This is a genomic window from Flavobacterium suzhouense, assembly GCF_042684765.1.
GTDB classification, from domain to species: domain Bacteria; phylum Bacteroidota; class Bacteroidia; order Flavobacteriales; family Flavobacteriaceae; genus Flavobacterium; species Flavobacterium suzhouense.
In genome coordinates this window covers 139903-164367 of record NZ_JBHUMD010000027.1, presented here as the reverse complement: position 1 = coordinate 164367, position 24465 = coordinate 139903, and the positions used below count along the sequence as shown (strand labels likewise).

The 24465-nt window shown below is 41.1% G+C and carries 12 protein-coding genes; 3 read left to right on the top strand and 9 right to left on the bottom strand.

All coding sequences use genetic code 11. The features are described from left to right. Positions 1-76: 76 nt before the first annotated feature. The 9 genes from ACFSR3_RS13935 to ACFSR3_RS13895 form a co-directional block, all read right to left on the bottom strand. Positions 77-1030: an AAA family ATPase gene (locus tag ACFSR3_RS13935; RefSeq protein ID WP_379821798.1), complete on the bottom strand. Its 954-nt coding sequence runs from the start codon at positions 1028-1030 to the stop codon at positions 77-79. 97 nt (positions 1031-1127) lie between these two features. Continuing rightward, positions 1128-2540: a peptidylprolyl isomerase gene (locus tag ACFSR3_RS13930; protein ID WP_114758391.1), complete on the bottom strand. Its 1413-nt coding sequence runs from the start codon at positions 2538-2540 to the stop codon at positions 1128-1130. Continuing rightward, on the bottom strand, positions 2524-3375 hold the full coding sequence (locus ACFSR3_RS13925; protein ID WP_379821795.1) for a peptidylprolyl isomerase: 852 nt from the start codon (positions 3373-3375) through the stop codon (positions 2524-2526). The genes ACFSR3_RS13930 and ACFSR3_RS13925 overlap by 17 nt, the downstream gene beginning before the upstream one ends. Beyond that, complete coding sequence (locus ACFSR3_RS13920) at positions 3375-5351, bottom strand: peptidylprolyl isomerase (protein WP_379821794.1); 1977 nt, start codon at positions 5349-5351, stop codon at positions 3375-3377. Before ACFSR3_RS13920 ends, ACFSR3_RS13925 begins: the two co-directional genes overlap by 1 nt. Before the next feature lie 259 nt (positions 5352-5610). After that, positions 5611-7548: an OmpA family protein gene (locus ACFSR3_RS13915; protein ID WP_379821792.1), complete on the bottom strand. Its 1938-nt coding sequence runs from the start codon at positions 7546-7548 to the stop codon at positions 5611-5613. Between the two features lie 12 nt (positions 7549-7560). Then, entirely contained in the window at positions 7561-8490 is a 930-nt protein-coding gene (locus ACFSR3_RS13910; protein WP_379821791.1) for a PorP/SprF family type IX secretion system membrane protein, read from the bottom strand. 68 nt (positions 8491-8558) lie between these two features. Next, positions 8559-16433, bottom strand: coding sequence for an Ig-like domain-containing protein (locus ACFSR3_RS13905; RefSeq protein ID WP_379821788.1), 7875 nt, complete (start codon positions 16431-16433; stop codon positions 8559-8561). Positions 16434-16496: 63 nt separating this feature from the next. After that, the gene (locus ACFSR3_RS13900; protein WP_379821786.1) at positions 16497-18932 is read right to left on the bottom strand and encodes an immunoglobulin domain-containing protein; all 2436 of its coding nucleotides are present in this window, start codon (positions 18930-18932) and stop codon (positions 16497-16499) included. A 225-nt stretch (positions 18933-19157) separates the two neighbouring features. Then, a complete protein-coding gene (locus ACFSR3_RS13895) occupies positions 19158-20762 on the bottom strand; it encodes an immunoglobulin domain-containing protein (RefSeq protein ID WP_379821784.1) in 1605 nt (534 codons plus the stop codon). Positions 20763-21032: 270 nt separating this feature from the next. Between ACFSR3_RS13895 and ACFSR3_RS13890 the strand changes: the two genes are divergently transcribed. The 3 genes from ACFSR3_RS13890 to ACFSR3_RS13880 all read left to right on the top strand — a co-directional run bounded on the left by ACFSR3_RS13890 (position 21033) and on the right by ACFSR3_RS13880 (position 24459). Then, entirely contained in the window at positions 21033-22622 is a 1590-nt protein-coding gene (locus tag ACFSR3_RS13890) for a peptide chain release factor 3 (protein WP_114758256.1), read from the top strand. A 264-nt stretch (positions 22623-22886) separates the two neighbouring features. Then, positions 22887-23777, top strand: coding sequence for a sensor histidine kinase (locus tag ACFSR3_RS13885; protein ID WP_379821782.1), 891 nt, complete (start codon positions 22887-22889; stop codon positions 23775-23777). A 13-nt stretch (positions 23778-23790) separates the two neighbouring features. Then, the gene (locus tag ACFSR3_RS13880) at positions 23791-24459 is read left to right on the top strand and encodes a response regulator (protein WP_379821780.1); all 669 of its coding nucleotides are present in this window, start codon (positions 23791-23793) and stop codon (positions 24457-24459) included. Positions 24460-24465 lie beyond the last annotated feature (6 nt).

The following is a 24465-nucleotide window of genomic DNA, read 5'->3' as shown; positions in this document are numbered from 1 at the left end:
AATATAACTGTTTCTTTGCAAAAACAAATAAAAAATAAACATTTTATTAACACTCTCACAAAATGAAGAATATTTACTAAAAAAGCTTTTCGATTATCATTTCTTCAGTAATTCCTTCTGCATCAGCCTTATAATTTTTAATTATACGGTGTCTGAGTATACCGGTAGCTACAGCCTGTACATCTTCAATATCAGGAGAATACTTACCATTTAGTGCAGCATGGGTCTTGGCAGCAAGAATAAGGTTCTGAGAAGCACGCGGGCCCGCTCCCCAATCAAGATAGGTATTCACATAAGCATCCGCCAACGGACTTCCCGGCCTTGTCTTACCCACTAGTGTCACAGCATACTCGATTACGTTATCTGCAACAGGTATCCTTCTGATAAGATGCTGGAAATCGAGAATTTCCTGAGCTGTAAACAAAGGCGTTATTTTCACAGTATTGTCAGTTGTAGTGCTTTTTACCACCTGTACTTCTTCAGCAAATGTAGGATACTCTAATTTTATCGCAAACATAAAACGGTCAAGCTGTGCTTCAGGAAGCGGATAGGTTCCCTCCTGCTCTATAGGGTTTTGCGTAGCCAATACAAAGTATGGCAGTGACAACTTATGATGATGCCCTGCAATGGTAACCGCTTTTTCCTGCATCGCCTCAAGAAGGGCTGCCTGAGTTTTAGGCGGCGTACGGTTTATCTCGTCTGCAAGGATGATATTCGAAAATATTGGCCCTTTTATAAATTTAAACTGACGGTTCTCATCCAGTATCTCACTACCCAATATATCACTAGGCATCAGATCGGGCGTAAACTGAATACGTTTAAAGTCAAGCCCAAGTGCCTGAGATATGGTGTTTACCATAAGTGTTTTAGCAAGCCCCGGAACACCCACAAGTAATGCGTGGCCACCTGCAAATATACTAAGCACGATTTGTGATACAACCTCGTCCTGACCTACAATTATTTTTGCAATTTCCTGTTTTAATTCTTTTTGTTTCTGAACCAGATTTTGAATGGCTGCTACGTCTGACATATGTATTAGTATTGGATTTAAAAAAGCCACGCTAAAGGGCGTGGCTCAAACTTATAAATATTTTTACTCTTTACCTAAAAGTTTACGACGATAAATCTTATTTATTTTTCAGCCAGTCGTTAGCAAACTGACATTTTCTGTACTCGCCATTTACTTTTATGTAAGTATCTTTTATTTTAGCCTTACTCCATTTAGAGATAGCTTTCATTTGCTTCTCTTTCAGGGCAAGCTCTTTGATTTTTGTATAATCCTGGGCGTAGTCCGCCTGATGCGCATCATAACGCGATACAATCTGCATTAGCTTATAGCTTTTCTCACCTCTGTCACCCTGGGTCAATATCGGCTGAGAAACCTCTTTATCCTTAAGATCTGATACATCATTATAAATATCCGGAGATAATTTTGTAAGCTCAAAACGACTCTCCAGTGTTCTTGGATTCAATAGTAATCCTCCGCTGTTTTTTGTTTCCTTCTCATCTGATTCCGAGCGTGCTGCATCCGCAAAAGAGATTTCACCACTCATAATCTTATTTCTTATCGCTTCAGCTTTTTCTTTAGCTTTCTTTAAAGCTTCAGGAGTAACTTTTGGCGACATTAGTATGTGCCTCACCTCAAGCTCCTGACCTCTCACTTTCTCAATATAAATAAGGTGATAACCAAATTCAGTTTCTACAGGATCTGAAATCTCACCCTCCTGAAGGCTAAATGCAGCTTCCTTAAATTCTTTTACAAAAGCAGTTTTCCTGTTCATTTTCAGGAAACCACCGCTTTGTCCGGACGCCCTGTCTTCTGAGTAAAGTACCGCCTTACTATAAAAACTGGCCCCCTCCTGAATATCTTTCTTAATCTGTTTAAGCCTGTCTATCACCTTCTGTTTTTCTTCCTGAGATATTTCAGGTTTTATTACAATCTGGGCAATTTCCATCTCAGCGCCAAACATTGGCAGATCCTCTTTTTTAAAGCTTGAATAGAACTGTCTTACTTCTTCCGGAGTAATTGTAACCTCATCAATGATCTTTTTCTGCATTTGCTCCGTAAGCTTCTGATTCTTTATCATCTCAAAAAGCTCAGTTCTAAAAGTTTCAATATTCTTCTTTTTAAAGTAAGCCACCATTTTTTGCTCATCACCCAAATGCTCCACAAAATAGTCAATCTGCTTATTCATGGTTTCATTCACTTCTGCATCGCTCACAATAATACTATCCTGAATGGCATGGTGCGCATAAAGTTTGTCTTCCATAAGCTTACCCAAAAGTTCACAACGCGGAATATCTTTAACAGGCACATTTTGCGCCTGAAGCTCACGGTACATAAGATCTATATCCGAATCCAGCACAACAAAATCACCCACTACAGCAACTACACCATCCACCTTAGACCTGCCGGTTTTAGGCTGAGGCTTTACAGTATCTTTGGGTGTATCAGGTATTATCTCCTGTGCAACAGCCATATTCATTCCTAAAACTGCAATGGCAAGAAACAGCATAAACCTGTTATTTATAAATCTCATATTCATCGTTTTTAATCGCGTCATCCGTTATCTCTTTTTGAAACTTCTTTATTAACTCCAGTTTCCTGTTATTTATTATCAATTGCTGTAAAGTTGGCCTTATATATTCAAAAGGCGAAACCTGGTTCTTCTCCAGCACCCTTGCCACTTTTACAATATATACGTCGGTAGAATCAGGATACTGGTATGATATTCCACCACTTATATACTTATCGCGATTATCAGGGGTAATAAAAGGCAATTTCGAATACACCTGATTCATATCTACCCAGGTTGTATCATTAAAAGCGAAACTCTTAAACTGAATTGACATGTCATTAAGTGCTTTCAGGTCTTTTTTATTACCACTCAAAAATCTGCTTCTGATTGCACCAAACTTTGGATGTTCTTTATCAAGCTTAATATATTTAAGCCGTACTAACGTACCCGTAGTCTTAAAATTTTCCTTATTGGCATTGTAATAGGTTGCTAACTCCTCTTTGGTAACAACAGTATCTACCGTCCTTTTTACAACTTCTTCCAGATAAGCTTCGGTGTATAAATCAATCTCATACTGACGTATAAGTTTTTCATACTCGGCTTGTTTATCCTTACTGAGGTTTACCTGTGCTGCATTGTACAGTAGCTTCTGCGAAGCCCAACGATCAATAAAGCTTTTCACTATAGCAATACTATCCTGCCTGGAAGTACCCGCAGGCACCAGTCCATTAAGTTCTGAAATATCCAGATATTCCTCTCCTACGCGCGCTACTGCATGCGGCTTTTGCTCTTTTTTAAAAAAACTGCAGGAACTTATGCCCAGCACAAGCAATAACAGTATCGCCCTGTTAATCATTATTGATTAAGTTGTTTTTTTATTCCTGCGAAAACATCCTGATTTACCTGAACTTTAAACTCTTTTTCAAGATCATTAGTCCATGTGCTTTCAAGCTGAACCTGATAGTCATTTATTACTCGCCCTTTACACTCATCCAGTGTTTTAGGCCCTGCCGGTAAAACTTTATTCGTTTTTACCACATAAAAATATTTTCCATCCTTAACGACATCAGATATACCAACTTTCCATTCCGGTAGTTTTGGCAACGCATCGCTTTCCTGTTCAAACACTCCTACTTTCTCGAGAACCTCAACTTTACCGTCTTTGTTAAGTTCAGCCTTAATATAATTTGCGTCTTTACCTTTTTTCAGGAACTTTCTTGCCTTAGCCGTGATATCTTCTTTAGTAGATGAATATACTTCAGCATCTACTCTTTGTTTCCATTGGTATTTGTTTATGTTCGCTTTGTAATAAGTTTCAAGTCCAAGAGTATCTTTTTTGGCTTTTTCCCATATCTCTTTTTCCATCAGGTCAAACAAGAGCAAACCGTCACGGTATTCGTTCATCGTCATGCCAAATTCAGGGAACTCTTTCTCAAGATTATCATCATAATAAGCATTTACTTTTTCATCAGTAAATTTTTCAAACAAAAGGCTCGCCTGCTGAGAAACTGGCTTCACATATAGTTTTTCAGCCCTTTGCTGAGCGTTAACATACGTTAGAAAATCTTTTGCAGTATATTTTTTATCCTTATTGATAGTTAATACCGTCTCAGTATAGGTGTCAATATTTGCAGGCAATTCCCAAACTCTGGTATAGATATTATCATTAATTGCTTTTACAGCTTTAGCATAGGCTTTAGCATCTTTAGAAACAGTATATTTCTTTTTAAGGTTTTCTGTTACCGTAGAAGCAATAAGCTTAGAGCGCTCATCTTTCTTGATTCTGGTTTCAAGTTCAGTTTTAGCCTCATCAAGCGGCTTTAGCTCAATTTTCTCTGTAAGCTTAACAATGTGCCATCCAAACTGTGTTTCAAACGGCTGTGAAAAATCTCCCGGCTTTTTTAATGAAAAAGCATTATCTTCAAACTCAGTAGAGCTCAACTCACCTGAACTGAAACCGTTTAGTTTACCTCCAATAGCAGCAGTTGCCTTATCCTGAGAGAATTGTTTTGCCAGTTCAGCAAAATCTTCCCCCTGCTGTAATTTTGTATAAATATCCTGAATCGTCGATTTAGCTTTGGCAGCTTCTTCTGCGTTATCATTCTTAGGCTTCATGATCATGATATGTGATACAATAACAGTACCTCTGTTATCTCTGATATCATTAACCTTTATAACGTGGTAACCAAAACGAGTCCTCGCTATTTTAGAAATTCCGCCTTTTGGCGTATTGTAAGCAGCAGTTTCGAACGGATAAACCATTCTGAACACTGTAAAATAACCAAGGTCGCCATTATTTTCTTTAGCTGAAGGATCCTGAGAGTATTCTTTAGCCAGTTTCCCAAAGTCTTCACCTGCAAGTGCCCTTTTACGTGCTTCAAGAGCTTTGTTGTACGCTTTCAGTGTATCTGCAGGAACTGCATTTTCATCTACTTTTATAAGTATGTGTGCAGCCTTAATTTCCTTTTTCGCACGCGCATAAGCCTCATCAACAAGCTCATCAGTTACTTTAGTATCTGTAAAATAATTTTTAGACAACTGGGTACGGTAAGACTTAAGTTCTCCCTGATATTTTTTATTATTCTGAAGTCCAAGTTTATTGGCTTTATTAACCTTTAGCTTGTAACCAATATATAATTTCAGGTAATTGTCAAGGTCTTTTTGAGAGTCGTCTTTGACAAGGTCTAGATTTTTCTTGTAAACTCTTACAAACTCATCAGTGTAGTAGGGATTGCCATCAATGGTAAATAATACTTCTTTTTTTACTTCCTGGGCAAAAGTCAGTGCCGAAATACATAGGCAAAGACCTAAAAGAACCTTTTTGAATTTCATTATAAAACTAATTTATATGCTTTAATCGGTTAAGTAAACGCAGGGAAACTTAAAAAATTATGCCTCCTTATTTTTTTGCGACCAACAAAAGTAACAATTCAGAAAGATTATACAAGATTTTTTAATGATAGTTATCAGCTAACAATTGACAGTTTTGTTTTTTTCAGCGTGAGAAAAAACAAAGCATCTATAAAAAGTAGGGAGGCGTTCCCCTTCAGAACGCCTCCCCGGTAAAAAAAACTGGTAATCCAAAAATTTTTTACTTCTTCACAATTATAAAATCAGACCTTCTGTTATAACTATGTTGTTCTTCAGTACATTTTACACCATTTGAACATTTATTTCTCAATCTGGTTTCACCATACCCTTTTACACTTTCAATGCGGGAAGGATCAATACCTCTTGCAATAATATAATCATATGTTGCTTTAGCCCTGTTTTGCGAAAGCACAAGGTTATACTGGTCTTTACCTCTCGAATCGGTATGTGATTCGATCTTAATCACTATCGAAGGAAAGTTTTTCATAACATACACCACTTTGTCAAGCTCCATAGAAGCCTGCTCGGTAATAGCATATTTATCATAATCAAAGTAAATCGGATTAATATCCACTTTCTCCACATTATCTTCTTTCCTTACCAGATCAGCATAGTTAGAAAGCTCAAAGTTTACATCTTTGGTTTCTTCTCCATTCCTTTTAGAAGTCTGAAGTTCCCTGTCGGCCTTAGTATGATTTTCTTTAGAAGCTTCCACCTTAATCTTACTTCCGCAAGGCACCTTAACCTTATAGCTTCCGTCTTCACCGGTTTTAGCCGTAGCAATCACGTCGCCATACTGGTCATACACTTTGATATCCGCCTGATTTATAGCTATTTTATACTTCTGATTGGTAACCCTACCCGACACCCACTGTTCACACGGAGGTTCCTGTCTTGTAAAGTAATAAATATCATCATCTCCCTTGCCTCCTGCCCTGTTCGATGAAAAATAACCATATTTATTATCCTTATCGATGATAAATGAAAAATCATCTTTTACGCTGTTTACCTGTGCTCCAAGATTTTTAGGTTCGGAGTAATCCGAATCATTTACCCATCGGCTTTCAAATACATCCAGTCCTCCCATGCCATAATGCCCGTCAGACGAAAAGTACAGTATAGAGTCATTCACAAAAGGAAACATTTCCCTGCCCGAAGTATTAATCTTAGGCCCAAGATTTTTAGGCTCACCAACTTTACCGTTAGCAAATACCTCTGCAACATAAATATCACTATCCCCATAACCTCCCGGCATATCCGATGCAAAATATAAACGTTTCCCATCTGCTGATAAAGAAGGATGGCCAACTGAATAATCTTTGCTGTTAAACGGAAGCTTCTCAACATCGGTAAGCTTATCTCCGTCTACAGTCCCTTTAATAATCTCAAAATTATTTGTCCCTGCCTTGTCGTTAATGAGCTTATCATTTTTCTTTACCACATTAGCGCTGTAATATATTGTCTTCAGGTCGGATGAAAAAGTAAGCGTAGCATTATGATACTGCGACTGCTGATCCGGAATAAACTTTTTATCGTTAAAGAAAGAGCCATCTGCTGCATTTCTGTCGGCGACATAAAGCTCCAGAAAAGGCTGATCATTCCACGCATATACCTTATTTCCTAAATTAGTATCCTTACTTGATGAATACACTATCTGGTTACCATAAAAAGCAGCACCAAAATCAGACTTATCACTGTTAGCCGCCAGATTAGACACTTTAAAGTTAGATGGTGCTTTGTTCAGGCTATCCAGATATTTCTTCTGACTTATAAGAGTGTTTATCGCCGCCTGATCACCTTTAGCTTCAAGCCTTTTCTTCAGGAGTTCATCTGCCTTTACAGCTTTGCCTTCGGCACGCAATGATTGTACATATCGATTAAACGTAACATCATCCATCGCACCGGCAGTGACACCATCAAGTTTTGCATACCAACGAAGAGCATCTGCCGTATTACCGGTATAGTAATAGGCATTAGCTACATTTGCAATAGTCTCTATACCGGGTTCCTTTTCTTTTTCCAGGTACTTCTCATACTCTTTAGCCGCATCTACATAAGCAAATTCGGCATATAACCTGTCAGCCTTTTTAGGCTTTGACTGAGCAAAACCGACAGTAATAAATAGTAACAGGCTGAATAAAATTAAATTTCTCTTCATGATGTAAATGTTTTAGAAAAACCTCGGCGATTTAATTCGGGCTGATTTTGGCACTGACTGAAATCTCAGGATAATCTCATGAGAACCATCATTGTATTTGTTCAGCTCTGTTACAGAATAGTCGTAAGAGTAACCTACAAAAAATGCTTTCGAAATCTGGAAGCCTACCAGTCCGCTTACAGAATCGTCAAAACGGTAAGCAGCACCCAGCGTAAGTCTTTCCTGCAACAGGAAGTTAGCAGAAAGATCAGCTGTAATTGGGGCTCCCGACACAATTTTTGCCATAAATGCAGGCTTAAATTTCAGGTTATCCGAAATATCGAACACATAACCTCCAATAACATAATAATGGAGCCTGTGCGAAACCTCGGCTTCTTTTACATCATCATAATAATCAGATCGGATAAAGTTTGGCACCGATAATCCTGCATACCATTTCTCTGCATAATAATAAGCCCCGGCTCCCACCGATGGTGCTATTTTATTATTAATATTGGTATTCAGCAGCGGGTCTCCTCCCTGATAATATGTTCCTTTAGACCAGTCGATATTAAGCACTTTTGCTCCGGCTTTTAAACCAAAAGCAATTTTAGAATTAGCACTTACCGGTATGGTATACGAAAAGTTTCCGTCAAGGTAAACCTCTTTAGAAGGACCTATCTCATCATTAACGGCACTAAAGCCAAGTCCTACTTTGTCGTTCACGGGCGAATGTATCGTTAATGCCTGTGTTGTTGGAGCTCCGTCTATACCCACCCATTGCGAACGATGCTGCAATGTGGCTTCAAGAAAACCCGGAGATCCTGTATAGCCCGGATTCACAGTCAGTGTGTTGTACATATACTGTGTGTACTGGGGTTCCTGCTGTGCCTTAGCGCTAATAGCAGTAAGGATGATACATATCAGGAAATATCTATTTAGAATTGTTGAAGTGATTTTCATACTAAAATATATTTTTTGTTGATAATCAGGGACAGCAGCACAACTGCCGTCCCTTATTTATCTTCGTTTTATCTCGCAATATATAACCATCCTGTTTTCGTCTTACCATCTACCTCAAAAACGTAGAAGTATGTTCCTGCCGGAAGCTGCTCACCTTTTCTCACAACACCATCCACATTGGCTGTTCCGTCAAAATCATTAGCATAAGCACCTTTGGTATAAACCAGCGATCCGTACCTGTTATATATCTCAAGCTTGTTGTTAGCGTAAAACTCTATACAATCAATCCTGAAATAATCATTCATACCGTCGTTATTAGGCGAAAACTCGTTATAAACAGTCAGACATGAAGGTTCCAGTGTTACTCTTGCTTCATTGTTAGCAAGATTACTGTCTATCGGAGAAGAATCTAATATGTAAACTATGTTTTCATAATTTCCTCCAAACAGCACTTTAGCCTCAAGATCCATAACTGCCGACGCTCCTGCCTCAAGTACAGGTATTGTCCATATACCGGTTGCCACGTCATAATTACCTGCACTCACTACTACATTTACATACTCATAACCGTCCGGAAGTACCTCACTAACAATTATATCTGCAAATTGTGCAGTACCGTCATTTGTCACTGTGATGGTAAAAATAACATTTTCGTTAATATTTGGAGCAACTATGTTAACAGTTTTCGCAATTCGAAGATCAGAACAACTTGTAATGTTAATCTCACGTTGAGCAGAAGCCTCTCCCTCACAACCATTAACACCTGTGTAAGAAACACTTACAAGCGCAGCTCCTACCTCATTCCAGCGGATTGTTATACTGTTATCTGTCGCAGTTCCTCCTGCAATTATTTCGCCTCCAATAACTTCCCAAACATAATTGGTGTTACCGGATTCTGTAGTATAAGTCACTTGCTGATCAAAACATGCTGTATCGCCGCCGCCATTTATTGTAGCATCATTACCGCTATGAATCACTATGGTAATTTCAAGCCTCACAAGACTTTCACATCCTCCAACAGTAATCGAAGCATAGTATATACCACTTTGCAGCACAGTATCATTACTTAATGGGATGCCCCCTGTAGCCGATGTATACCATACAACACCTGTTGCATTCACCTGGATGTCAGCAACTGTTGCATTTTCACCTTCACAGAATTCCTGTGTCAGCTCTGTAGCAGTAGGTGTAACACCGGTATTTACTGTTACCGTAATAGCTAAGCGAACCATGCTCTCACAACCCGTTGCCGGATCGGTATAAGATGCATAATAAGTAGTACCGCTTACCAGTGGAGTATTAGCAGTCACTACACTTCCTCCCGTTGCGGAGGTATAGAACACAACGCCCGTCTCATTTACCTGAATATTTGCTACTGTAGGGCTATCAACAGCACAGAAATCCTGAGTTGTATCGCCGGTCGTTGGCGTAATACCATTGCTAACCGTTACAGTTACTGCAAGGCGAACAGCGCTGTCACAACCTCCGGGAGAAGTAATCGATCCATAGTAAGTAGCACCTGACACCAAAGCATCAGTAGATGCTACCGCTGTTCCTCCAGTTGGAGTAGTATACCAGGTAACACCCGGCTCATTTACCTGAAGATTTGCTACGGTTGGGTTATCAACTGCACAGAAATCCTGAGTAGTATCGCCTGTTGTTGGCGTTGTACCATCCTGAATGTTTACTGTTACAGCAAGCCTTACCGCACTCGGACATCCGTTAGCATTTATGATACTTGCATAATAAACTGCATTGTTAACAAGCGGTGTCGTATCCGGAACCACAGCTCCTCCCGTTTGAGCATCATACCATGTAACAGGATCTGAACCTATCATTGCTATATCGCCAACTGTAGGGCTATTTGCCGCACAGAATAGCTGCGATGTACTTGTGGTTGCAGGAGTTGTTCCGTTATCCACACTAACCTGAATAGCAAGACGCACTGTACTTTCGCATCCTGTTGCAGGATCAGTATAAGAGGCATAATAGGTTGTTCCGCTTACAAGTGGTGTTGTAGCCGGTAATGCCATACCTCCTGTTGCAAGGGTATAATATACTACACCACTCTGGTCTACCTGAATGCTTGCCAGTGTAGGCTGATCAGCACCACAAAAATCCTGAGTAGTATCACTTGTTGTTGGCGTAACGCCGTTATTTAAGCTAACTGTCACGGCAAGGCGGGTTGCGCTCTGGCAGTTGCCTACGGTAATGCTTCCGTAGTATGTAATGCCATCTCCTAACAATGTATCCGATGGTATTACAGTACCTGCCGTTGCTGCCGAGTACCAAACCACTCCCGTCTCATTTACCTGAAGATTTGCTACCGTAGGCATTGCTGCTGTACAGAAATCCTGAGTAGCATCAAGCGTTGTAGGTGTTGGCGCATCCAGTACTGTTACCGTTACTGCTAGCCTTACCGAACTCTGACATCCGCTTGCAGCATCGGTTTGCGCGGCATAATAAGTAGTACCGCTTACTAATACTGTCGTAGAAGCTACAGCCGTTCCTCCTGTTGGAGCCGTATACCATGTTATACCCGCTTCATTCACCTGAATATTGGCTACAGTAGGGTTGTTTTGTAAACAGAATTCCTGAGTAGTATCTAAAGTTGTTGGCGTTGGTGCATCACCCACTGTTACTGCTACTGCCAGCCTTACCGAACTTATACATCCGGTTGCTGCATTGGTAAGGGAAGCATAATAAGTTGTACCATTTACAAGTGCTGTAGTTGCTGCTAGTGGTGTTCCCCCTGTTGCTGCCGTATACCAGGTTACTCCTGCCTCATTAGTTAGGATATTGGCTACCGTAGGGGCAGCGGCAGCACAAAAATCCTGAGTCATATCTGAAGTAGTTGGGGTTGGCGCATCGGTTACGGTTACGGTCACAGCAAGTCGCGTTGCGCTTTGGCAACCATTTGCTGCATTCGTAAGTGCTCCGTAATAAGTTGTTCCGGACACTAACGGAGTGGTTGCCGGTACAACACTACCGCCGGTAGCGGCTGTATACCATGTCACTCCTGTTTCGTTAGTCTGGATATTAGCTACTGTAGGTGTATTTACCACACAGAAATCCTGAGTACTATCTGTGGTTGTTGGTGTAGCTGCGTTGTTAACCGTTACGGTTACTGCCAGCCTTACCGAACTTATACAGCCTGTAGCAGCATCGGTTAATGATGCATAATAGGTTGTGCCCGATGCAAGTACTGTAGTATTTGAAACTATAGTACCTCCGGTCATGGCATTGTACCATGTAACACCTGTCTCATTTACCTGAATATTAGCTACCGTAGGATTATTTATCAAACAGAAATCCTGAGTAGCATCCAGTGTAGTTGGTGTTGGCGCATTGCCTACAGTAACTGTTATTGCTAATCTTACTCCGCTGGTACAGCCACTTGCTGCGTCAAGTAAAGCTCCGTAGTAAGTCGCTCCGTTTACCAATGGGGTATTAGCCGCTATTATAGTTGTTCCTGTAGCAGTGCTGTACCATATCACACCTGTTTCATTTACCTGAATATTAGCTACCGTAGGATTGTTAAGCAAACAGAAATCCTGAGTAGTATCTAATGTTGTTGGTGTTGGAGCCGTACCCACAGTTACGGTTATCGCAAGGCGCACTGCACTTTGACATCCTGAAACCGCATCGGTAAGCGACGCATAATAGGTGGTTCCTGTCACCAGTGCCGTACTGGCAGGAACCACTGTTCCGCCCGTAGCCGCATTGTACCACGTTACACCTGTTTCGTTTACCTGTATATTACTTACTGTCGGACTGTTTATCTGACAGAAATCCTGAGTAGTATCTAATGTAGTTGGCGTTGGTGCATTACCTACCGTTACGGTCACTGCAAGCCTTATCGAGCTTATACAGCCTGTAACACCATCGGTTAACACACCATAATACGTAGAACCCGATACCAATGCCGTTGCCGGTGGAACAATCACTCCTCCTGTTGGGGCAGAGTACCATATCACCCCAGGCTCGTTTGCCTGAATGTTAGCAACAGTAGGACTATTTATCAAGCAGAAGCTTTGCATACTAGCAAGTGTTGTTGGCGTTGGCGCATCACCTACAGTTACAGCCACCGCTAGACGCACTGCGCTTTGACATGTACCGTTTGTAAGCGATCCATAATAAGTTAGCCCAGACACCAGCGATTCTGATGCAGCTACCACATTTCCTCCCGTTGCAGCGTCATACCATATTACGCCTCCCTCATTCACCTGAATATTGGCTACTGTAGGGTTATTAGCTCTACAAAAATCCTGAGTAGTATCAAGCGTTGTTGGCGTTGGTGCATTACCCACGGTAACTGTTACCGCAAGCCTTACCGAACTTTCACAACCATTAGCGCCCGTTTGGGCTGCATAATATGTTGTACCATTTACAAGAGCTGTTGTACCAGGTATGGCTATACCTCCTGTTGGGGCAGAGTACCATACTACCGATGTTCCGCTTACCTGTATGTTTGCAATAGTAGGATTATTAATTAAACAGAAGCTTTGTGAAGCATTAGTAGTTGTTGGCGGAAGCGTATCATTCAATGTTACGGTTATTGCCAGCCTTACAGGGCTTTCACAGCTATCTGCTGTTCTTAACTGAGCAGCATAATATGTTGTATTATTTGCCAATGCAGTTGTTAACGGTAATGCGGTTCCGCCTGTAGCAGCAGCATACCATACTATACTGGTTTCATTTACCTGTAAGCTTGCCAGCGTAGGAGCAGTTACCACACAGAACTCCTGCGTAGGATCTAATGTAGTTGGCGTTGCTACCGGATTAATCAGACATGGGTCACACACTGTTCCTGTATTAGCATAGTTACCTGTATAGTCATTAGTTAATACAAATACATTGGCTATGTAGTTATTAAAGTCACCATTTGCCATTCCTGTATCTGTAGACTGAGGGTCTGATCCGTTGTCGAATAATCGTATTCCTACTGCACAACACTGACTGTTAGGCAGAACAAACGTGAACAACAACAGTTCCTGACCCGCCTGGAAATTTACCCCACCACCCGAAGTAGCAATCGCGTGGAAATCATTTGCCGGCTGAGCACCCGGAGCAAAAACCATAGAACTATCTGTCCACAGGCCTCCGTTTACACTAGTTATTGCTAATGCCACATTATCTATTGTTGCCGGAAGCAGCACCGAAACCTGGCTACCCCCCGCTATGTTATAATTGGTAATAGTAAAGTTTGGCCTTGCATATACCTCATAAGTACAGGTCGCCGGATTGAATCGAACTGTAAGCTCAATTTCCGGAGTCACCGTACAATTAGGATTGCCCGGGTTAGGATCACAAGGGTTAAGTGGATTACTGCCGCCTGTAACCTCTGCTCCATCATTTAATCCATCACCATCACTATCAGGGTTTGTTGGGTTTGTACCTAAAGAGGCCTCAACAGAATTCACCAGTCCGTCATTATCCTGATCACAATTAGGAGAAGCCGGGTTTGGAGAACAAGGATCAAGCGGATCAGATCCGTTAGTTACCTCATCACCATCGTTTACCCCATCACCATCACTATCGGGATTTGTCGGATTTGTAGACAATGTAGCTTCCTGAGCATTTGTAAGTCCGTCACCATCGCGATCGCAGGTAGCAAAATTTAGATTCGGGCTACATGGGCTAAGCGGATCACTGCCGTTAGTAACCTCAGCACCGTCATTTATTCCATCACCATCAGTATCAGCAACCGTTGGGTTTGTACCATTGGCTGTTTCCTGACTTGCGTTTAGTCCGTCGCCATCCTGATCACAGGTCGCAAAATTCACATTTGGCGAACAAGGGCTTAACGGATCGCTTGAAGCCGTTACCTCAGTACCGTCATTTATACCATCGCCGTCGGTATCGGCAACCGTTGGGTTTGTTCCCAAAGTTGCCTCCTGTTGGTTAGTAAGCCCGTCGCCATCCTGATCACAGGTTGGGTAATTTACATTAGGGCTACATGGGCTAAGCGGATTGGTTCCGTTAGCCACCTCAGTACCATCATTTATTCCGTCGCCATCAGTATCAGGGTTTATAGGGCTTGTACCGTTTGCTGTTTCCTGAGCATTGGTCAATCCGTCATTATCCTGATCACAGGTAGGGAAATTACCGTTAGGACTACACGGACTAAGCGGATCGCTACCATTAGCAACCTCAGTACCGTCATTTATGCCATCGCCATCGGTATCCGGATTCGTTGGATTCGTACCGGCAGTAGTTTCCTGCGCATTGGTTAATCCGTCGTTATCCTGGTCACATAAAGGCGAACTTGCATTTGGAGAACATGCATTCAGCGGATTAGTACCATTAGTCACTTCAGTACCATCATTTATAGTATCGCCATCAGTATCCGCTATCGTAGGATTTGTACCGTTTGCAGCCTCCTGCGTATTATTAAGACCATCACCATCCTGATCACATGGCCCTGCAGAAGGATTTGGCACACATGGGTTATTATCATCCGGATCTGATGCTGCCGGAGTTCCATCATGATCAGCATCAGTAGGACAACCTAATGTTGGCACAGGACTACAAGGATCTAATGGATTACTGCCATTAGCTACTTCAGTTCCGTCATTAACCCCGTCACCATCGGTATCCGGATTGGTTGGGTTGGTAGTAAGGTTTGCCTCCTGAGTATTGGTTAGTCCGTCGCTATCCTGATCACACTGCCCTGCATTTACGTTAGGACTACATGGGTTTAACGGATTGCTACCATTAGTAATTTCTGTACCATCATTAATGCCATCACCATCGGTATCAGGGTTGGTTGGGTTAGTACCTGCGGTAGTCTCCTGAGTATTGGTTAAACCATCTCCATCCTGATCACATGGACCTGCACTAGCATTTGGTGAACATGGGTTTAACGGATCACTGCCATTGGTAACCTCAGTACCATCGTTTATTCCGTCGCCATCGGTATCAGCAACTGTCGGGTTAGTACCCGCAGATGCCTCCTGAGTATTGGTTAATCCGTCGCTGTCCTGATCACATAGGCCTGCGCTTGCATTTGGCGAACATGGATTTAGCGGATCGCTTGAATTGGTAACCTCAGTACCATCATTTATACCGTCGCCATCAGTATCAGCAACCGTAGGATTAGTACCTGCAGTAGCTTCCTGAGCATTCGTTAACCCATCACCGTCCTGATCGCACAACGGCGAACTCGCATTAGGTGAACAGGCGCTTAACGGATTACTTCCGGCGGTAACCTCAGCACCATCATTTATACCATCTCCATCGGTATCGGCAACAGTAGGATTAGTACCTAAGGTTGCTTCCTGGGCATTGGTAAGTCCGTCGCTGTCCTGATCACAGGTTGCGAAGGCTGCGTTGGGTACGCAGGGATTGTTATCGTCCGGATCGGTAGTTGCACCTACCCCATCCCCATCAGCATCTATAATAGTACATACCGTACCGGTATTACTGTAATTGGTTCCGTAGTAATCCTGAAGATCGAATACATTACTCAGGTAGTTCCTGAAATCGGCACCGTTCATCCCGGTAGCTGCCGAAAGAGGATCGGATGCATTATTAAATATTCTTGCTCCGTTTACACATCCCTCGGATATAGTAAATCTGAAAAGCAACAGCTCAGTAGCTGCTGTAAAGTTTACCATTGAGCCATTGGTAGCTATACCGTGAAAATCGTGTGTTGCATCTGCAGCCGGTGCATATACCTGTGAGTTATCCACCCACGGGCCACCATTAACCGAGGTTATGCCTATACCTGCATTTGTTACCGCTGCCGGAAGTACTACCGTTATCTGGCTACCACCCCCAAAAAAGAAGTTATTTTGGGTAAAGGTTGGCCTGGCATATACTTCGTACGTATTTGTAGCGGAAACATATTTCAGGGTAAGGTCAATTTGCTGCGAAAAGAGGTATTGGGCAGGCATAAAGAGCCCCACCAATACTAGTATCTTAAGTATAAAACTTTTCATACGCTAATTGTATATGGTTTTTAATAGGATTGTAAATAAAATGTAGTCTTTTAGGATTGCATTTTATTGTTGTACCTGCTCAGACATTCCGTTATAGTTGGACAGAGTGTTGGTATTCAGTGCATAGGTTACAATAATGTTCAGTATTAGCTGTCTGTCATTGTTTGCACCGTCATACAACACCTTGCCGTCCATATTAACATCTCCCGAGAAATAACCGGTAGCGTTAGAATAGTTTAGTATCTGGGAAGCATTGCCCGGAAACGAAAGCACTTGCGATGCCGCTACCTGCCTGTCATTGGCCGAACCATCATATTTTACCTGACTGTCAAAGTTGGTGTTCCCGGCATAAAGTGCCCTGACACCTCCAACGGTAGCCATAGCCTGCTGGCCTGTAAAACCAGGAGCTGCATAAAGATTAGCATCTGTAAGTGTGGTAAAGTCAAGTGCTACTGCCTGATTTGTAGCCGTAAGCACCTGATTATATAAAGCCCCAAAGTGATTTCTGTGCTTGATAGACACCCTGAAAGCAGAAGGAAGATTTAATACCAATGGTCCTCCGTTAGCAGCAACAATGTCACCATCTCTCTGAATTAGTGCAGCAGCTGTTTTTACAACCGTTTGTGGTGCCGAAGCATCACGTATCTCTACAAAAACCCAGTCTACAACAGCATTCCCAGTTCCGGCATTTGCCTGAATTACGGCATTAGTAGTAACTTCCGATCCGCCACCTCCTACATGGGTAAACCTTGCGTTTAGCGCACTGCTGTAAGGCTGGTTGAGCGGAATGTACCCACCTTCTCTCAAGTTATCGCGCATAAGGCCACCTGTTGAATTAAACAGGGCCCCCTGCAGCATAGCTTTTAGGCTTAGTGTAACATCACAGGTAGCGGTAAGCGTTACCGTAATGGCAAGACGTGTTGTACTTTGGCATCCTGTTACTGCATCAGTAAGTGTAGCATAGTAAATTGCATTGTTAGCCAGTGGTGTGGTCGAAGCCAGTAAATTTCCGTTTACTGCCGCGTCATAAAAAGTAACTCCAGGCTCATTTACCTGAAGGCTTGCAACAGTAGGCGAAGCAAAACTACAGAACTGCTGTGATGCATTATTAGTAGTTGGTGTAGCCACAGTGGTTACCGTAACCGGTACTGCAACCCTCGAAGATTCTTCCGGACAGCCTATTTTGGCAGCCGCTACATAAAATGTAGTTGTTGCTGTAAGAGCAGCCGTTACATAAGGAGCTCCCGACGCTAATGTTGTTGCGGTACCTCCTGTTGCGGTAGTATACCAACGAAGCTCATTACCCGCCGCGGTAGTAGCTATAAGCGAAGCTGTCCCCCCGGAGCAGGCGAAATAGCTACCCCCCACAGGCGGTGTGATTGTTGGTGGCGCCACCGTTCTTGTTACACCATAAAACTCTAAATTTTGCGCTACCGATGCACCGACAAGAGAATTGAAGCTAACCACAATTCTGTCTACAGGAGCACCGGGATTAATTGGTATTGTAGTAATAACGCCGCCCTGCATATTAAGTAGGTTTAGCGTTAACAAACTTGAAAGTGTCTGGTTGGTAACCTGAGTACCGCCGTTGTACGACATAATATTTACATTGTTAGCCAGATTTAGATCCAGCAGGGTTCCTACAGCACGCAGTCGTACATTGAACTGATCGGTAGCTCCCGACAGCCCCTCAAAATAAACGGTCTGGCTAATAGTAGAACCAACACCTAAGAGTCCAAGACTCAATACCGAGAAGTTAGTGGTATTGGCATCTATGGCAAACTGAGGATTTTGAACACCTGCCGAACCAAGCTGAAGTGCATCAAGGGTTATACCTGAACCGGAAAAGCTTGTAAATGCCGGAGACCCGCAATTGGCAGGTGCCGAATCATAAAAAGCTTCGAAAACATTAAGCGTTTTTACATTGTTTAACCCTAATAAAGAACCTACTCTGTTAGTAAGTCTTATGCGGTTATAAGCTGATGCCGGAGTAATGGCAACAAAATATTCGCCGGCTGCATTGATTACAATTCGTAATCTGTCGCCTGCGAAATCTCCTGCAACATTACTGTCACCATCTAATACCACCGTAGTATTATTCTTGGCTTCAACAGTAAATTCCTGGTTGCCGATAAGCACAGCCCCAAGCACATTAGCAAGAAGACCTCCAAGGCTTCCACCTAATAAGGATGGTAACAGGTTATCATCGGTAGTAATTTTTACATAGCTTGTTGTATTAGCAGGAACAAGGCCCGGATACTGTAACTCGACATAGCCAGAATACTGACCTACACCTACAAGTATTCCTGTACTGGCCCTAACCTGTGCAGCCGTTGTCATGTTCTGATCATACGACTGTGGAACATTGTCTGACTGAAATGAAGTAGCAGACGAAGCGTAGACTCTTGTTTGCGAAATTCCTTTGTAAGGGATCAGGAAAATCGCTACTGCAAAAAGCAGGAAAAGAATCTGATTTTTGGGAGTAGTTTTTAATACCATAAACTTTAAGATTAATTGAATAATTCATTGGTTCACGGAATTAAATTACCCACATACTACATAATAGCCTTAAATTATTGACAATTTCACATAAGTATCGACAAAATAGCATTTTTTATCGACAAATTACGCAATAAAATTCTTACTAAATTTTAATGTAAATTTAACACGTATTTATAGTTTTTTTGATTAAATTAATATGCCTTAAATTCCAGAAAAAGCTGTCTAAGTCCCGCTTTTAATGCGTTGACGCACCATTGGATTTGCATATACCATACAGTTTTTTGTTGTAACCTTAACAGAAGACGTAGGAGTTGACTCACAAATGATTCCGCTTTGGGTATTTATGGTAATTCTCCTGTAAAAAGTGTTTTTTAGGAGCACCGGAGGCTGATAGGTTACACCCGTTTCACCCGAAATAACCGCCCAGCTTACATCATCAAGAGACGATTCCCAACGGTAAGTAATTGTACCTCCCGCATCTGCTGAAACAGAACTTAAAGAAGCTGGTTGTTTATTAAGACATATTGTTTGTTCTCCGGCTATAACTCCGGCGATAGGTTTAGCCACTACCGTAACAGGAACGGCTAATCTTATCCCGGTACAGGAACCATTGAACTGCTCTGCATAGTATGTTGTGTTTGATGTAAGCACAGGTGTAACAAAAGCCACTCCGCTATTTGTTGTGGCCACGGCAGTTCCACCCGATGCCACAGTATACCATCGAATTTGGGTACCGGTAGTTACTGTAGCCGTAAGCGACACAGTACTACCCGAACAAATGGCAGTATAGGCATTAATTCCAGGAACAGACAGCGTTTTGGTAACTCCATAAAAATTGAGGCTTTGCGCAACACCTGCGAAAGAGGAAAGCCTCACTGTTATCCTGTCTACTGCAGAACCCGGGCTCATATATAATGTTGTTATAGCGCCGCCAGTCATAGTGAGAGCATTCAAAGTTATCAATTCCGCGAGTGTCTTTGTTTGCACAACAGCACCCTGATAGGAGGCAACAACACTTACATTTGAAGCTATACCTGCACTTAACAAGGATGCCGAAGTGCTTAGCCGAACACCAAAGGTGTCACTTGCATTTGAAGGACCTTCAAAATATACAATCTGCTCAATCGACGGACCTACTCCCAATAAACCTATACTTAATACTGAAAAATCTGTTGTGCTTGCCGTTAATACATTTTTTGGGTCAGTTACACCGGCATCTCCAATATTTACTATACTGGTAGCAGATGTTGATGTATAAGTTGCTTCACCGCAAAGTGCAGAGCCGGAAATATAATAAGCTTCAAAAACATTAAGCTTTTTTGTAATTCCAAGCGCAATTGCTACAGATAATTTATTGGTTATTTTTATACTTTTATAATTTTGGTCGGGTGTTATCCTTAAAAAATAATCTCCCGCATCGTTAATAACCACTCTAAGCTTAGCGGTAGCAAAACTATTAGCAACTGAACTATCTCCTGTAAGCACAACATTACCAAGACTGTTTTTAACATCAACAGTAAAAATCTGATTCCCGGTAAGTAAAGTACCCAAAAGAGAGCTTAAAGCACCACCCAATAATCCTCCAAGAATAGGGTCGTCTGCAGATATTTTTACCAATGAAGTAGTATAAGCAGGAAGTTCAGATGAAAACTGAAGTTCGATATCACTAGTATAAGCACCTCCCAGAATAGCTACTCCTGAATAAGCAGACAATTCTGCTGAAGTACTTATATTTTGATCGTAAGAGTTCGAAAGTGAAGCAACATGGGTGGGTGTTGTAGTTACTGCATTAGAGGCATACACCTTTGTTTGTGCATATCCTGCCATTGCAGTGCACAAAAAAAACATAACGCAACATAAGCGCACTATAATCCCCGATATTGGATATCCCCCGATAATCAATTGGTTTTCAGTTTAATTAAACAACTACTGGCTGGTTTAAGTAAATCTAAAACCTTCCTCACGCGCGCGAAAGAACATTCGGAAAAGCATCGATTAAAAACACATTTTTATCTATGAAATGAACATACTATCTTTGCAGCCGTAAAAAAGGAAAAACCTATTTTTGCATAATTCTAAGAAACAGAGGCCGTGAGCATGAATTTTAATAAAGAGATTGAGAGAAGACGTACTTTTGGTATTATTTCCCACCCGGATGCCGGTAAAACAACATTGACCGAAAAGCTCCTTTTATTCGGAGGTGCTATTCAGGAAGCCGGTGCCGTAAAGAGCAACAAAATCAAAAAAGGCGCAACCAGTGACTTTATGGAAATTGAAAGGCAAAGGGGAATCTCTGTTGCTACCTCTGTACTTGCTTTTAATTATAAAGACAAGAAAATAAACATCCTGGATACTCCCGGACACAAAGATTTTGCTGAAGATACTTTCAGGACACTAACTGCCGTAGACAGCGTTATCGTAGTAATAGACGTTGCAAAAGGGGTTGAGGAACAAACCGAAAAACTGGTACAGGTATGTCGTATGCGTAACATTCCTATGCTGGTATTCATCAACAAACTTGACCGTGAAGGTAAAGATGCCTTTGACCTTATGGACGAGGTGGAACAAAAACTTGGCCTTACGGTAACTCCTTTAAGCTTCCCTATAGGCATGGGCTATGATTTTCAGGGTATTTATAATATCTGGGAAAAAAACATTAACCTGTTTAGCGGAGACAGCCGTAAAAATATTGAAGAAACCATTGCTTTCAGCGACATCAACAATCCTGAACTTGAAAAAATAATTGGTGAAAAACCGGCCGGCAAGCTAAGGGAAGAACTTGAACTTATTGAAGAGGTTTATCCCGCTTTTGACAGAGAAGCTTACCTTAACGGAAAACAACAACCTGTATTCTTTGGTTCTGCATTAAATAACTTTGGTGTTCGCGAGCTATTAGATTGCTTTATAGATATCGCGCCTTCTCCAAGACCAAAAGATTCTGACACAAGAACGGTTGAGCCGGATGAAGCTAAGTTTGCAGGATTTGTATTCAAGATTCACGCAAACATGGATCCTAAGCACCGTGACAGGATAGCATTCGTAAAAATTGTTTCGGGTGTTTTTGAGAGAAACAAACCATACCTGCATGTACGCCTTGGCAAGAACCTGAAGTTCTCAAGTCCAAATGCATTCTTTGCTGAGAAGAAAGAAATTGTAGATATCTCTTACCCTGGTGATATTGTAGGTTTACACGATACCGGAAACTTTAAGATTGGCGACACCCTTACCGAAGGCGAACTTATGAGCTTTAAAGGTATCCCAAGCTTCTCGCCTGAGCATTTCCGCTACATCAATAATGCTGATCCTCTAAAAGCCAAACAGCTTGAAAAAGGTATCGACCAGCTTATGGACGAAGGTGTAGCTCAGCTATTTACCCTTGAAATGAATAACCGTAAGGTTATTGGTACGGTAGGTGCACTTCAATATGAAGTAATCCAATACAGACTTGAGCACGAATATGGAGCAAAATGTTCTTATGAGAACTTCCCTGCTTTTAAGGCATGCTGGGTAAAGCCTGATGATGCTAAAAATGAAGAATTTGCCGAATTTAAAAGGATCAAGCAAAAATTCCTTGCAAAGGATAAATACGGGCAACTTGTATTCCTGGCGGATTCAGATTTCTCTATCCAGATGACTCAGTCTAAATATCCGACTGTAAAGCTTTTCTTTACTTCCGAATTTGACTAATGCAATTCAACTGATAAATTTACCTTTAATCGCTTAACTTAAAGTTAACCCAAAAAAAGTAATTATTTTTATTGGGAATACACTACGTTTTATTTTTTAACCTGGTCGGATTCTAAAACTTCCTGCATTACAGGATGGTTAGCCTTGCTTATCTTACTCATTTGCAATGCACAGAACCTGCCAAGATCATTTCGTATGTGCAGTATTTTCTGTGCCCCCAAACCAATGCTATTTGGTTTAACTGAATGATATTTAAAAAAACGTATGTTTGAACCAACTAAAAAATTAATCATATCGCTGCTCCTACTGGCAGCCCTCTTTAACACTTCAATCGGCATTGCAAATGACCGACATGAAAGAGCTATACTCTACACCAACAGCCAAAACGAAGAAAAAACAACCGATGACTCTTCAAATACCGAAGCAATAACTTCTTATGACAATTTATTAGAGAAACTTGATAATTACAAGCTTCTAATTTTTACAAATCTCACTTTTACAGTTTGTTGTTCGCTTCTGATATATTTTCTTTTAAAAGCAAAATACAAAAGAGAGCGTTTCATGGAAAGCTACATTACCGAAACAAGAATAGCAAAAAAAGTACATGACGAAATAGCCAATGAACTTTACGAAACAGTAAATTATCTTGACTCAGAAAAGAAAATTTCTGATGAAAACAGAAGAAAACTAATTCTAAAGCTTGACAACGTTTATGTCATGACAAAAAATATATCCAGGGAAACAGCAAACATTGAAACCGGATATAATTTTCCTGAACACTTAAAACTCATGCTTACAAGCTATTCAGGAGATAAGGTAAATGTCATTATAAAGGGAATGGGAGACATTAAATGGAATAAGATTAACACCTTAAAAAAAATAGCTTTATACCGCTCGTTACAGGAATTAATGGTAAACATGAAAAAACACAGCGGGGCTTCGCTGGTAATCTTAGATTTTTCTGTCACCGGAAAAAAAATGGAGATTTCTTACATTGACAATGGCTGTGGAATTAGCAAAGAAAAAACACTCTATAAAAGCGGCCTGATGAATATTGAGCGCCGCATGCATTCTGTTGGCGGACAAGTAAATTTAAATACCGATACCGAAAAAGGATTTCATATCATACTTACCTACCCTCCTTATTCAAAATAATAACCCATCCCCCATGTTCTCAAAAATTTTAATTATAGAAGACATAGACAGTATTAGTCTAGGTATTATCACAGTTCTTAAAAAAAATTTTGATTCAGAAATACACTCAGTCAAATATTGTGATGAAGGGTATTTAAAAATCAAAAAAGCCATATCAGAGAGCAAGCCTTATGATTTAATCATTACAGATCTATCCTTTAAAGATGACCATAAAAAGAAAATACATCTTGCTACTGGCGAGGAACTTATAGCGAAACTTAGAAAAGAAAGCATACATCCAAAAATAATAGTATACGCTATGGACGAAAAGCCTTTCATCATAAAGTCTCTATTATCTGATCATTTTATTAATGCATATGTAATAAAAGGACGTGAAAGTACCTCAGAGCTTATTGATGCAATCAACTCAACAATTAAGGGCTTTACGTACATTTCGCCGGCTTTCGAAAAAACATTTAAACAGCAATCGCTGTTTGAAATGGATAGCTATGATATATTAATTCTAAGATTTTTATCGGAGGGCCATACACAGGACGACATAAGCAAATTATTTAAAGAGAAGAGATACCCTTCTGCAAGTATGAGCAGCATCGAAAAAAGAATAAATAAACTAAAGTTAGTACTTAAAGCTAACAACAGTATTCAACTTGTCGCTATTGCTAAAGACATGAAAATCATTTAGAAACGA